This window comes from Pseudomonas sp. SWRI18, assembly GCF_014268345.1.
Taxonomy (GTDB): Bacteria; Pseudomonadota; Gammaproteobacteria; order Pseudomonadales; family Pseudomonadaceae; genus Aquipseudomonas; species Aquipseudomonas cedrina.
On sequence record NZ_JACCQQ010000011.1, the window covers coordinates 89321 to 102644 of the forward strand.

Here is a 13324-nt window from a genome sequence, read left to right on the forward strand (position 1 = left end):
ACCTGGACGCGCCTCTCCCTTAAGGTAGGGCGCGAACAGACAACCGGCTGGCCAGGCACCCCCTGGCCGTCGACCCAAGACGGACGCTTATGAACCCGAATTTTCTTGATTTCGAACAGCCGATCGCTGACCTGCAAGCCAAGATCGAAGAACTGCGCCTGGTCGGCAATGACAATTCGCTGAACATCGGCGATGAGATCGCTCGCCTGCAAGACAAGAGCAGCACGCTCACCGAAGACATCTTCGGCAAGCTGACCAGCTGGCAGATCGCGCGCCTGGCTCGCCACCCGCGCCGTCCTTATACCCTGGATTATATCCAGCACATCTTTACTGAATTCGACGAGCTGCACGGCGACCGCCACTTCTCCGACGACGCGGCCATCGTGGGCGGTATCGCTCGCCTGGACGACCAGCCGGTGATGGTGATCGGTCACCAGAAAGGTCGCGAAGTGCGCGAAAAAGTGCGCCGCAACTTCGGCATGCCGCGTCCGGAAGGCTACCGCAAGGCGTGCCGCCTGATGGAAATGGCCGAACGCTTCAAAATGCCGATCCTGACCTTCATCGACACACCGGGTGCCTACCCGGGTATCGACGCCGAAGAGCGCAACCAGAGCGAAGCGATCGCCTGGAACTTGCGCGTCATGTCGCGCCTGAAAACCCCGATCATCGCCACCGTGATTGGCGAGGGTGGTTCCGGCGGCGCGCTGGCCATTGGCGTCTGCGACCAACTGAACATGCTGCAATATTCGACCTACGCGGTGATCTCGCCGGAAGGTTGCGCCTCGATCCTGTGGAAAACCGCCGAAAAGGCGCCGGACGCTGCCGAAGCCATGGGCATCACTGCCGAGCGCCTCAAAGGCCTGGGCATTGTCGACAAAGTGATCGCCGAGCCACTGGGCGGCGCCCACCGCGACCCGGCCGCCGCCGCCGCGACTATCCGTGGTGAGTTGGCTTCGCAACTGGCAATGCTCAAGAAGCTGGATAACGAAGCGCTGCTGGCCCGTCGTTATGAGCGTTTGATGAGCTACGGTCTCTAAGACCAACGCAGGACCAAAATGTGGGAGCGGGCTTGCTCGCGAATGCAGGGTGTCAGTCACTGGATCGGTTGGCTGATACACCGCCTTCGCGAGCAAGCCCGCTCCCACATTTGCTTTGTGTATGCTTGGCGAACGTATTCCAGTTCGGCGATAACCTTTAATGAAACCAACTCTATCCGCCCAACTCCTGCAAACCCTGGCCCCCTGGCGCAATGCCCCGGCCTGGCACGTCGCGTTCTCGGGCGGACTTGACTCTACCGTCCTGCTGCACCTCCTGGCCTGCCTGGTAAAAACCGAAACCCTGCCGCCCCTCGGCGCTGTCCATATCCATCATGGCCTGCAAGCTGCCGGTGACGTCTGGCCGGGTCATTGCCAATCGGTGTGCGACAGCCTGGGCGTGCCTCTGCGCATCCTGCGTGTGCAAGTGCGGCCGGGTGGCAGTCTTGAGGGGGCCGCCCGTGACGCACGTTATCAGGCGTTCACTCAGGTGACCGGCGCAGGGCAGGTGCTTTTTACGGGCCAGCATCGCAATGATCAGGCTGAAACCTTGTTATTCCGTCTACTGCGTGGGGCTGGTTTACGAGGATTAGCGGCAATGCCAGCACAGCGCCCCCTGGCTGCTGGCTATCTGGTGCGGCCTTTGCTGGATGTATCGCGGGGCGAGTTGGAGGCCTACGCCAACGAGCACCAGCTCAACTGGATCGAGGACCCGTCTAACGCCGATTCACGCTTCTCACGCAACTACCTGCGCCACCAGGTCTTCCCTGTGCTGACGGAGCGTTGGCCGCAAGCCGTATCCGGCCTGGCGCGCACCGCCGAGCATCTGAGTGAAGCCCAGGGCTTGCTCGATGAGCTGGCGCAGATGGATTTGCACGCCGCTGACCAGTCTTCGCCGTTTCCCTGGCTGCACTTGCCGTCCCTGACGCTTGCGCCGTTGCGCGAGCTTACCGACGCCCGTCAGCGCAACGCCCTGCGCCATTGGCTGGCGCCGCTGACACGCCTTCCCGACAGCGACCACTGGGCCAGTTGGCATTCCCTGCGCGATGCCAAGGGTGACGCACAGCCTGTATGGCGCCTGACCGACGGCGAGATGCACCGTAGCGGCGAGCGCCTCTGGTGGTTGCCCGCCACTTGGTCGGAATTTTCCGACGCATCGCTGGGCTGGCCCGATCCGCAAAACCCACTAGAGTTACCCGGCAACGGTCAGTTGAAATTCACTGGCAACGCCCCCGAAGGTCCGTTGCAGGTCCGTTACCGGCAGGGCGGTGAAGTCATCGAAGTGCCAGGTCGCGGCCGGCGCGACCTGAAGCGGCTGCTTAACGAAAGCGGGCTGCCGGGCTTCGTGCGTGGCAGATTGCCGCTGCTGTATCGGGACGAGCAATTGCTGGGGGTGCCCAGCATCGCTGGACGCTGGGCGGCGCCGAGTGAGGGCTGGCAATTACATTGGATGCCACAGACCTGCGATCAAGGTTTGAGCTGATAGCGCCTTTCCGGTAGACTACGCTCCCTTCTTGATACAACTTCTGTGGATTCAACTGAATCGCAGCAGTTGCCGATTACCAAGCAGTCTTTGCTGGGCGATTCCAAAAAATGTGTAGCGATCAACGTACCGGTGTTCCATTGCTGGTCTGTCACCACGCGGCGGTTTTTTTGAAAGGTGCACTGTGATTAATGCAGGTGATCGGGGGCTTCGGCCTCTCTTCGCTTTCCCCGGCGGCTCGGACCGCTTTAACGCAGACTTCTAGGGTTTTTCATGACGCGCTACATATTCGTCACGGGCGGTGTTGTTTCTTCATTGGGGAAAGGCATTGCCTCCGCTTCATTGGCGGCCATCCTGGAGGCGCGGGGGCTTAAAGTCACCATGCTCAAGCTGGACCCGTACATCAACGTCGACCCGGGCACCATGAGCCCGTTCCAGCACGGTGAAGTGTTCGTCACCCATGACGGCGCCGAGACTGACCTGGACCTGGGCCACTACGAGCGGTTCATCCGCACGACAATGACCCAGAACAACAACTTCACCACCGGCCGTGTCTACGAGCACGTGCTGCGCAAGGAGCGCCGTGGCGACTACCTGGGTGCAACCATCCAGGTGATTCCGCACATCACCGACGAAATCAAGCGCCGCATCATCAAGGGTGCAGGCGATGCCGACGTGGCGATGGTCGAGATCGGCGGCACCGTGGGTGACATCGAATCCCAGCCGTTCCTCGAAGCCATCCGCCAGTTGCGTTTCGAAGTCGGCGCCAAGCGCGCGATGCTGATGCACCTGACCCTGGTGCCCTACATCGCCACCGCCGGCGAAACCAAAACCAAGCCTACCCAGCACTCAGTCAAGGAACTGCGTTCCATCGGCCTGCAGCCGGACGTGCTGGTGTGCCGTTCCGATCACCCGATCGACATTTCCTCGCGTCGCAAGATCGCGCAATTCACCAACGTTGAAGAACGTGCGGTGATCGCGCTGGAAGACGCCGACACCATCTACAAGATCCCCGGCATCCTGCATTCCCAAGGCCTGGACGATTTTGTGGTCGAGCGTTTCGGCCTGCAATGCAACGGTGCGGACCTGTCCGAGTGGGAAGCCGTGGTCGACGCCAAGCTCAACCCCGAGCACGAAGTCACCATCGCCATGGTCGGCAAGTACATGGAGCTGCTGGACGCGTACAAGTCGCTGATCGAAGCGATGAGCCACGCAGGCATCAGCAACCGTACCAAGGTCAACCTGCGCTACATCGATTCCGAAGACATCGAGAACCAGGGCACCGCGCTGCTCGAAGGCGTTGACGCGATCCTCGTGCCCGGCGGTTTCGGCCTGCGTGGCGTGGAAGGCAAGATCACCGCGGTGCAGTACGCTCGCGAAAACAAGGTGCCGTACCTGGGGATCTGCCTGGGCATGCAAGTGGCCGTCATCGAGTTCGCCCGTAACGTGATGGGCTGGAAAGACGCCAACTCCACCGAGTTCGACAGCAAGAGCGGCCACCCGGTCGTGGGCCTGATCACCGAGTGGGAAGATGCCACCGGCGCCGTCGAGACCCGCACCGAAGCCTCCGACCTGGGCGGCACCATGCGTCTTGGCGCGCAGGACTGCCTGCTGGAGCCGGGCTCGCTGGTTCACGACTGCTACGGCAAGGACGTGATCGTCGAGCGCCATCGTCACCGCTACGAAGTGAACAACAACCTGCTGCCGCAAATCAAAGAGGCCGGCCTGAAAATCTCCGGTCGCTCCGGTGATGGCGCGCTGGTTGAAGTGGTCGAGGCGCCGGATCATCCTTGGTTCGTGGCCTGCCAGTTCCACCCTGAGTTCACCTCGACGCCGCGCGACGGTCACCCGTTGTTCAGCGGTTTCGTTAAAGCAGCACTGACCCAACATCAGAAGAAGGCGTAACCCTGATGGCCCAGAAGATCATTCGCGTAGGCGACATCGAGATTGCCAACGACAAGCCCATGGTGCTGTTCGGCGGCATGAACGTGCTGGAAAGCCGTGACATGGCGATGCAGGTCTGTGAAGAGTACGTCAAGGTGACCGAGAAACTCGGTATCCCCTACGTGTTCAAGGCCAGCTTCGACAAGGCCAACCGTTCGTCCGTGACTTCCTATCGCGGGCCAGGCCTCGAGGAAGGCATGCGGATCTTCCAGGACATCAAGCAAGCCTTCGGCGTGCCGGTCATCACCGACGTCCACGAGCCTGAACAGGCTGCCGTGGTCGCCGAGGTGTGCGACATCATCCAGTTGCCGGCCTTTCTGTCGCGTCAGACCGATCTGGTCGTTGCGATGGCCAAGACCGGCGCGGTGATCAATATCAAGAAAGCCCAGTTCCTCGCACCCCAGGAAATGAAACACATCCTGAACAAGTGCGTGGAAGCGGGTAACGACCAGTTGATCCTCTGCGAGCGTGGTTCGAGCTTCGGCTACAACAACCTTGTGGTGGATATGCTCGGTTTCGGCATCATGAAACAGTTCGAGTACCCGGTGTTTTTCGACGTGACCCACGCGCTGCAAATGCCCGGTGGTCGCGCCGATTCCGCTGGCGGGCGCCGTGCCCAGGTACTTGACCTGGCCAAAGCGGGCATCAGCCAGTCCCTGGCCGGCCTGTTCCTGGAAGCCCACCCGGACCCGGACAACGCCAAATGCGACGGCCCATGCGCCCTGCGCCTGGACAAGCTGGAACCGTTCCTGGCCCAGCTCAAGCAGTTGGACGAACTGGTCAAGAGTTTTCCGACGGTAGAGACCGCGTAAGCGCGGTTTCTCCGGTAGACTTTCCTACGCTTTTCGCTCAGGCCCGAGGGCCTGGGTCTTGTCGCCTGCAAGCCTGCCCCGTTGTTCCACCCTTGCGGTCGGTCAAAAGATTTCCTTCAGCTGCGTCGTTTTCGTCAACTTTGGAGTGTTTACAACAATGGCAAAAATCGTCGACATCAAAGGTCGTGAAGTTCTCGACTCCCGTGGCAACCCCACCGTCGAAGCCGACGTGCTTCTCGATAACGGCATCATCGGCAGCGCCTGCGCGCCGTCCGGTGCTTCCACCGGTTCGCGCGAAGCGCTGGAACTGCGTGATGGCGACAAGAGCCGTTACCTGGGCAAGGGTGTACTCAAGGCGGTAGCCAACATCAACGGTCCGATCCGTGACCTGTTGCTGGGCAAGGACCCGCTGGACCAGAAAGCCCTGGACCACGCGATGATCCAGCTCGACGGCACCGAAAACAAAGGCAGCCTGGGCGCCAACGCCATCCTCGCCGTGTCCCTGGCCGCTGCCAAGGCGGCCGCACAGGACCAGGACCTGCCGCTGTACGCCCACATCGCCAACCTGAACGGCACCCCGGGTGTGTATTCGATGCCGGTCCCGATGATGAACATCATCAACGGTGGCGAGCACGCCGATAACAACGTCGACATCCAGGAATTCATGGTCCAGCCGGTGGGCGCCAAGTCGTTCTCCGAAGGCCTGCGCATGGGCACCGAGATTTTCCACCACCTCAAGGCTGTACTTAAGGCCCGTGGCCTGAGCACTGCAGTGGGTGACGAAGGCGGTTTCGCACCGAACCTGGCGTCCAACGAAGATGCACTCAAAGTGATCTCCGAAGCCGTGGCCAACGCCGGCTACACGCTGGGCACCGACGTGACCCTGGCCCTGGACTGCGCGGCCAGCGAGTTCTATGAAGACGGCAAGTACAACCTCTCCGGCGAAGGCCAGGTGTTCAACTCCGAAGGTTTCGCTGACTACCTGAAGGGCCTGACCGAGCGCTACCCGATCATCTCGATCGAAGATGGCCTGGACGAGTCCGACTGGGATGGCTGGAAAGTCCTCACCGACAAGATCGGCGAGAAAATCCAGCTGGTGGGCGACGACCTGTTCGTGACCAACACCAAGATCCTGAAGGAAGGCATCGATAAAAAGATCGCCAACTCGATCCTGATCAAGTTCAACCAGATCGGCACGCTGACCGAAACCCTGGAAGCCATCCAGATGGCCAAGGCCGCGGGCTACACGGCAGTGATCTCGCACCGCTCCGGCGAAACCGAAGATTCGACCATTGCCGACCTGGCCGTGGGCACGTCGGCAGGCCAGATCAAGACCGGTTCGCTGTGCCGTTCCGACCGCGTTTCCAAGTACAACCAGTTGCTGCGTATCGAAGAGCAACTGGCCGGCAAGGCCAAGTACAACGGTCGCGGCGAGTTTCGCGGCTGATCGATAAGTGATAAAAAGTCGGCGGATTGCGTCGGAAAACTCACGACAGTGTGGTTTTCGACGCTAATCTGAGGGCTATCATGCACAAGCCTGGTTCTTCCAGGCTTCGTGCTATCAGTTGCTTTGAAAGTTTTGCATGGCTGTCTTTTTTCACTGGATACCCGATATTCGATGCGCAGTCCCAATTGGTTGTTCCTCGTCTTGCTCTTGTTGCTGGCTGGCCTGCAGTACCGCCTATGGGTGGGTAATGGCAGCTTTGCGCAGGTAAAAGACCTGACCGAGCAAATTGCTGCACAGCACGCCGAAAACGAAGTCCTGCTGGAGCGTAACCGCGTCCTCGATGCCGAAGTGCTTGAGCTGAAAAAAGGTACGGAGACCGTTGAAGAGCGGGCTCGTCATGAGTTGGGCATGGTCAAGGAGGGCGAAACCCTCTACCAGCTGGCCCAATGAGCAACAGCTTGCCGGCCTTCTGGGCCGTGATTCCTGCCGCGGGCGTCGGTGCCCGTATGGCGGCGGACCGTCCCAAGCAATATTTGCAACTGGGCGGGCGCACTATTCTCGAACACAGCCTTGGCTGTTTTCTCGACCATCCATCGCTCAAAGGCCTGGTGCTCAGCCTGGCCAACGATGATCCCTATTGGCCTACCCTGGCATGTGCCACAGACCCGCGCATCCAGCGTGCGGACGGCGGCTCGGAGCGTTCGGGCTCTGTGCTCAACGCGTTGTTGCACCTGCATGGGCAGGGTGCAAGTGATGAGGATTGGGTGTTGGTGCACGATGCTGCACGGCCCAACCTCAGTCGGGACGACCTGGACAAGCTATTAAGCGAACTGGCTGACGACCCGGTCGGCGGCCTGTTGGCGGTGCCGGCCCGCGATACCCTCAAGCGCGTCGACAAGCACGGCCGCGTCGTCGAGACCGTCGACCGTAGCTTGATCTGGCAGGCTTATACGCCGCAGATGTTCCGCCTCGGTGCATTGCATCGCGCCTTGGCCGACAGCCTGGTGGCGGATGCGCTGATTACCGACGAAGCGTCGGCCATGGAATGGTCCGGCCAGGCGCCGCGCCTGATTGAAGGGCGCTCGGACAATATCAAGGTGACCCGGCCGGAGGATCTTGAGTGGCTCAGGTTGCGGTGGGCTAATCGGCGGTAGTCGGTTAAACCGTGTCGACCCCTTCGCGAGCAAGCCCGCTCCCACATTCGACCGTGTTCCCACAGGATAAACGCGGTCAAATGTGGGAGCGGGCTTGCTCGCGAAGAGGCCAGCGCAAACACCGAATAATCACCCACTGTACTCCGGCCGCCCAGCCAACCCTTCCTTCAAGAAATCCACCAACTTCCTGACCTTCGGCGACAAATGCCGCTGTTGCGGGTACAGCGCCCACACCGCCGTGTTCGGCGGCTGATGCGCCTCCAGCAACGACACCAGCGCGCCGCTGTGCAGATGCTCCAGCACATAATAATCCGGCAACTGGCACAACCCCACACCTTGCAACGCCGCGTCGAGCACCGCTTGCCCGCTGTTGCAGCGCCAGTTTCCCTGCACACGCTGGGAAAATTCGCGTCCGCCCTGGGCCAGTTGCCAGATATCCGAGCTGCCGATCAGACAGTTATGCCGACTCAATTCCGACAAACTATGTGGCCGACCATACCGCGCCAGGTAGGAGGGCGACGCGCACACATACATGCGTCTGGGCGCCAGTCGGCTGGCGACCATGCGCGAATCCTGCAAGCGCCCCAAGCGGATCGCCAGGTCGAGGCCTTCGTGCACCAGGTCCAGCTGGCGGTTGCTCAATTCGATATCCACGCGCAACTGCGGGTAAAGCCCCATGAAGCGGGTGACCAGCGGCACGATAAAGCGCTCGCCGTAGGCCACGGCGCAGGTCATGCGCAACATGCCCTTGGGTTCGCTGGCCAGGTCGCCCACCGCGCGCAGGGCTTCTTCGCGGCCGTCTTGCAGGCGCTGGCAATGTTGCAGGAAGGTCTGGCCCGCTTCGGTCAGGGTGACCTTGCGCGTGCTGCGATACAGCAACCGTGTTTGCAGGCGCTCCTCTAAGCGCGCCACCTGCCGGCTGATATGGGACGACGACACGCCCAGCCGTTCCGCCGCAGCGGTGAATTGGCTGCATTCGGCGACGGCGACGAACTCATCGATGCCTTCCCAGCGGTTTTCCAGCATGTCGATTATCCCTGTACAGCAATAAAGTTTTGCTTTTGCCTGGATTATTAATCAATCGGCCATGTTTTACACTCACCGTCTCAGTTTTCAATTGCCTGGAGAAACTCGGATGATCAAGTCCCGCGCCGCCGTAGCCTTCGAAGCCAAAAAGCCCCTTGAGATCGTTGAAGTGGATGTCGCCATGCCCAAGGCCGGCGAGGTGCTGCTGCGGGTCGTTGCGTCCGGCGTGTGCCACACCGACGCCTACACCCTGTCGGGCGCGGATCCGGAAGGTATCTTCCCGTCTATCCTCGGCCACGAAGGCGGTGCGGTGGTGGAAGCGATCGGCGAGGGCGTGACTTCGGTGACTGTTGGCGACCATGTGATCCCGCTGTACACCCCGGAATGCGGCCAGTGCAAATTCTGCCTGTCGGGCAAGACCAACCTGTGCCAGGCGATTCGTTCCACCCAGGGCAAAGGCCTGATGCCGGACGGCACCACGCGTTTTTCCTACAAGGGCCAGCCGATTTTCCACTACATGGGGACCTCGACCTTCTCCGAGTACACCGTGCTGCCGGAAATTTCCGTCGCCAAGATTCCTAAAGAGGCACCGCTGGAAAAAGTCTGCCTGCTGGGTTGCGGCGTCACCACCGGCATCGGTGCGGTGCTCAACACCGCCAAGGTCAAGCCGGGCGACACCGTGGCCATCTTCGGCCTGGGCGGTATCGGCTTGTCGGCGGTGATCGGCGCGGTCAAGGCCAAGGCCGGCCGCATCATTGCTATCGACATCAACCCGGCCAAGTTCGAAATTGCCAAGCAACTGGGCGCGACCGACTGCATCAACCCGAAAGACTATGATCGCCCGATCCAGGACGTGATCGTCGACCTCACCGACGGCGGCGTGGATTTTTCCTTCGAATGCATCGGCAACGTGCATCTGATGCGCGCCGCCCTTGAGTGCTGCCACAAAGGTTGGGGCGAGTCGGTGATTATCGGCGTGGCCGGTGCCGGCCAGGAAATCGCCACCCGTCCCTTCCAGCTGGTGACCGGCCGCGTCTGGCGCGGCTCGGCCTTCGGCGGCGTACGCGGCCGTACCGAACTGCCAAGCTACGTGGAAATGGCCCAGACCGGCGAGATCCCGCTGGACACCTTCATTACCCACACCATGGGCCTGGAAGACATCAACAAAGCGTTTGACCTGATGCATGAAGGCAAGAGCATTCGTACCGTCATCCACTTCTGAGGTCGGCCATGAGTCTGGAAAACCTGTCGTGCCAGAAAAGCTTCGGCGGCTGGCATAAACGCTACAAGCATCATTCCGATGTGCTCGGTTGCGACATGACCTTCGCCGTCTACCTGCCGCCGCAAGCGGAGCAGGGCGGCAAGCTGCCGGTGCTGTATTGGCTGTCGGGCCTGACCTGCACCGATGAGAACTTCATGCAGAAGGCCGGCGCCCAGCGCATGGCCGCCGAGCTGGGTCTGATCATCGTCGCGCCGGACACCAGCCCACGTGGGCCGGGTGTACCGGGCGATCCGGATAACGCCTGGGATTTCGGTCTTGGCGCGGGTTTCTATCTGAATGCCACCCAGGAACCCTGGGCCAAGCACTATCGGATGCATGACTACGTGGTGCAGGAATTGCCCGCGTTGGTTGAAGCGCATTTCCCGGCCTCCGACAAACGCGGCATCAGTGGCCACTCCATGGGTGGCCACGGCGCATTGGTGTGTGCGCTGCGCAACCCCGGGCGTTACCAGTCGGTGTCGGCGTTTTCGCCGATCAACAATCCAATGGATTGCCCGTGGGGCCAGAAAGCCTTCTCTCGCTACCTGGGCGAAGAGCGCTCCAAGTGGCGCGAATGGGACGCCTGCGTGTTGATCAGCGAAGCCACGGAAAAGCTGCCACTGTTGGTGGATCAGGGCGACCGCGACGATTTTCTCGCCGTGCAACTCAAGCCTGAAGCCCTGCAACAAGCGGCCAAGGCGGCCAACCATCCGCTGGAACTGCGCCTGCAACCCGGCTATGACCACAGCTACTTCTTTATCGCCAGCTTCATCGAAGATCATTTGCGACACCATGGCCGTGCTTTGCTCGGTTAATCTGCGGCAAAAGTAGGTAGAATCACGCCCTGAATTAAATCGGGGCGTTTTTTTATGCGTATTGGCCACGGCTACGATGTGCACCGTTTCGCTGAAGGCGATTTCATCACCCTGGGCGGCGTGCGTATCGCGCACCATCATGGGCTGCTGGCTCATTCCGACGGCGACGTTGTACTGCATGCCTTGAGCGATGCCTTGCTCGGCGCGGCGGCGTTGGGCGATATCGGCAAGCACTTTCCGGACACCGACCCGAGGTTCAAGGGTGCGGACAGTCGTGTATTGCTGCGCCACGTGGTCGGCCTGATCCATGCCAAGGGCTGGAAGGTTGGCAATGTCGACAACACAATCGTGGCCCAGGCGCCAAAGATGGCCCCCCATATCGAGTCGATGCGCGCGCTGATTGCCGCGGATCTGCAAATAGAACTGGATCAAGTGAACGTGAAAGCCACCACCACCGAAAAGCTCGGGTTCACCGGTCGTGAAGAGGGCATCGCCGTGCACTCCGTCGCCTTGTTGCTGCGCGCATGAATGACCTGCAACTGCTGGGCCCGCGGGCCTATGGCGAAGCCTTGGGCAGCGCGGTGCTGAAGGCCACGGCTGAAGATTTCCAGGTGGACGAAGTGCTCGATATTCCACTCACGGGTGAAGGCGAGCACCTGTGGTTGTGGGTCGAGAAGCGTGGCCTCAATACCGAGGAAGCCGCGCGGCGTATCGCCAAGGCCGCCGGGGTGCCGTTGCGTACCGTCAGCTATGCCGGGCTGAAGGATCGCCAGGCGTTGACCCGCCAATGGTTCAGTGTGCAACTGCCGGGCAAGGCCGATCCGGACATGAGCGCAGCGCAAAACGACACCCTCAAGATCCTCAAGACCGCCCGCCACAAGCGCAAGCTGCAGCGCGGCGCGCATGCGGCCAATGGCTTCACCTTGCGCCTGACTCAACTGGCCGCTGATACCGCCGCCATCGACGCGCGACTGCAACTGATTGCACAACATGGCATTCCCAATTATTTCGGCGCCCAGCGCTTCGGCCACAACGGCGGCAACGTCGTCGACGCCCGGGAGTGGGCCGCGCGCAAGGCTTTGCCGGAGCAGCGCAACGTGCGTTCGCGGCTGCTCTCCACCGCCCGAAGCTTGCTGTTCAACAAAGTGCTGGCGGCACGTGTGGCTGATGGTTCATGGCAGCGTGCCCAGGTCGGCGACCTGCTGGCCTTTACCGACAGCCGCAGTTTTTTCCCGGCGGGGGAGGCTGAGTGCAGCGACCCGCGCCTGGCAATCCTGGACCTGCACCCGACCGGGCCGCAGTGGGGCGAAGGCGATTCGCCCGCCGGTGGCGCAACCTTCGCGCTGGAACAGGCGGTTGCCGCCGGTGAAGCCGAACTGCGCGATTGGCTGGTGAATGCCGGCATGAGCCAGGAACGTCGCATTCTGCGACTGCCCATTGGCGGTTTGACGTGGCATTATCCCTCGCTGGACATTCTGCAATTGGAATTCGTCCTGCCGGCCGGATGCTTCGCCACTGTCTTGGTGCGCGAGCTTGTTGATCTGGTGCCGGTGGGGCAGACGGACAACCCATGCGTATTCTGATATCAAACGATGACGGTGCCACCGCACCCGGTCTTGCCGCGCTCTATGCTGCGCTGCAGGATTATGCCGAGTGCGTGGTGGTTGCCCCCGACCAGGACAGGAGCGGCGCCAGCAGTTCGCTGACGATCAACCGTCCGCTGCACCCGCACATCCTGGACAATGGCTTTATCAGCGTGGACGGCACGCCCACCGACTGCGTTCACCTGGCGATCAACAGCCTGCTGGAGCAGGCGCCGGACCTGGTGGTGTCGGGCATCAACCTCGGTGCGAACCTGGGCGATGACGTGCTGTATTCCGGTACCGTGGCGGCGGCCCTCGAAGGGCGTTTCCTGGGGCGTACCGGGTTTGCCTTTTCGTTCGCTTCGCGCCAACTGGATAACCTGCCGACTGCCGCCTATTACGCACGCAAGCTGGTGGAGGCCCATGGTTCCCTGGAGCTGCCGCCGCGCACAGTGCTCAACGTCAATATCCCGAATTTGCCCCTCGACCGTATTCGCGGCATCCAGCTGACGCGCCTGGGCCATCGTGCCCGTGCGGCGGCGCCGTTGAAGGTGGTCGACCCGCGTGGCAGGGAAGGCTATTGGATTGCCGCGGCGGGTGATGCCGAGGATGGCGGTGAGGGAACGGACTTTCATGCGGTGATGCAAGGCTATGTATCGATTACCCCATTGCAGTTTGATCGCACCTTCAGTGATGCCTTCAGTGGTCTCGATGGCTGGCTGGAGGGGTTGCGCTGATGGGCCGTGAACAAGACGACTTGCTGCG

General features: G+C 61.3%; 13 protein-coding genes. 12 read left to right on the forward strand and 1 reads right to left on the reverse strand.

Features of this window, described 5'->3' with window-relative positions; genetic code table 11:
• Positions 1-89: 89 nt before the first annotated feature.
• The 7 genes from H0Z09_RS14285 (at position 90) to ispD (ending at position 7874) form a co-directional block, all read left to right on the forward strand.
• Positions 90-1037 carry an acetyl-CoA carboxylase carboxyltransferase subunit alpha gene (locus H0Z09_RS14285; RefSeq protein WP_186691156.1) on the forward strand — a complete coding sequence of 316 codons (948 nt, stop codon included), beginning with the start codon at positions 90-92 and terminating at the stop codon, positions 1035-1037.
• Positions 1038-1197: 160 nt separating this feature from the next.
• The gene (gene tilS, locus H0Z09_RS14290; RefSeq protein ID WP_186691157.1) at positions 1198-2517 is read left to right on the forward strand and encodes a tRNA lysidine(34) synthetase TilS; all 1320 of its coding nucleotides are present in this window, start codon (positions 1198-1200) and stop codon (positions 2515-2517) included.
• Positions 2518-2790: 273 nt separating this feature from the next.
• Entirely contained in the window at positions 2791-4422 is a 1632-nt protein-coding gene (locus tag H0Z09_RS14295; RefSeq protein ID WP_076950034.1) for a CTP synthase, read from the forward strand.
• Positions 4423-4427: 5 nt separating this feature from the next.
• Positions 4428-5273, forward strand: a complete 846-nt coding sequence (gene kdsA, locus H0Z09_RS14300) for a 3-deoxy-8-phosphooctulonate synthase (RefSeq protein ID WP_076950035.1) — start codon at positions 4428-4430, stop codon at positions 5271-5273.
• 157 nt (positions 5274-5430) lie between these two features.
• Positions 5431-6720 (forward strand): phosphopyruvate hydratase, encoded by a 1290-nt coding sequence (gene eno / locus H0Z09_RS14305; RefSeq protein ID WP_186691158.1) that lies wholly within the window; start codon positions 5431-5433, stop codon positions 6718-6720.
• A gap of 171 nt (positions 6721-6891) precedes the next feature.
• Complete coding sequence (ftsB, locus tag H0Z09_RS14310) at positions 6892-7170, forward strand: cell division protein FtsB (protein ID WP_049709653.1); 279 nt, start codon at positions 6892-6894, stop codon at positions 7168-7170.
• Positions 7167-7874 (forward strand): 2-C-methyl-D-erythritol 4-phosphate cytidylyltransferase, encoded by a 708-nt coding sequence (gene ispD / locus H0Z09_RS14315; protein ID WP_186691159.1) that lies wholly within the window; start codon positions 7167-7169, stop codon positions 7872-7874. The genes ftsB and ispD overlap by 4 nt, the downstream gene beginning before the upstream one ends.
• Before the next feature lie 129 nt (positions 7875-8003).
• On the opposite strand, the gene H0Z09_RS14320 is transcribed toward ispD, so the two are convergent.
• Complete coding sequence (locus H0Z09_RS14320) at positions 8004-8900, reverse strand: LysR substrate-binding domain-containing protein (protein ID WP_186691160.1); 897 nt, start codon at positions 8898-8900, stop codon at positions 8004-8006.
• 109 nt (positions 8901-9009) lie between these two features.
• Between H0Z09_RS14320 and H0Z09_RS14325 the strand changes: the two genes are divergently transcribed.
• From H0Z09_RS14325 to surE, 5 genes are read left to right on the forward strand one after another with little or no spacing between them, the layout of a single operon-like run.
• Positions 9010-10122 (forward strand): S-(hydroxymethyl)glutathione dehydrogenase/class III alcohol dehydrogenase, encoded by a 1113-nt coding sequence (locus H0Z09_RS14325; RefSeq protein WP_186691161.1) that lies wholly within the window; start codon positions 9010-9012, stop codon positions 10120-10122.
• Between the two features lie 8 nt (positions 10123-10130).
• Complete coding sequence (gene fghA, locus H0Z09_RS14330) at positions 10131-10976, forward strand: S-formylglutathione hydrolase (protein WP_186691162.1); 846 nt, start codon at positions 10131-10133, stop codon at positions 10974-10976.
• Between the two features lie 54 nt (positions 10977-11030).
• Entirely contained in the window at positions 11031-11504 is a 474-nt protein-coding gene (gene ispF / locus H0Z09_RS14335) for a 2-C-methyl-D-erythritol 2,4-cyclodiphosphate synthase (protein WP_186691163.1), read from the forward strand.
• Complete coding sequence (gene truD / locus H0Z09_RS14340; RefSeq protein WP_186691164.1) at positions 11501-12559, forward strand: tRNA pseudouridine(13) synthase TruD; 1059 nt, start codon at positions 11501-11503, stop codon at positions 12557-12559. The genes ispF and truD overlap by 4 nt, the downstream gene beginning before the upstream one ends.
• Positions 12547-13296 carry a 5'/3'-nucleotidase SurE gene (gene surE, locus H0Z09_RS14345; RefSeq protein WP_186691165.1) on the forward strand — a complete coding sequence of 250 codons (750 nt, stop codon included), beginning with the start codon at positions 12547-12549 and terminating at the stop codon, positions 13294-13296. The genes truD and surE overlap by 13 nt, the downstream gene beginning before the upstream one ends.
• The last annotated feature ends 28 nt before the right edge of the window (positions 13297-13324 follow it).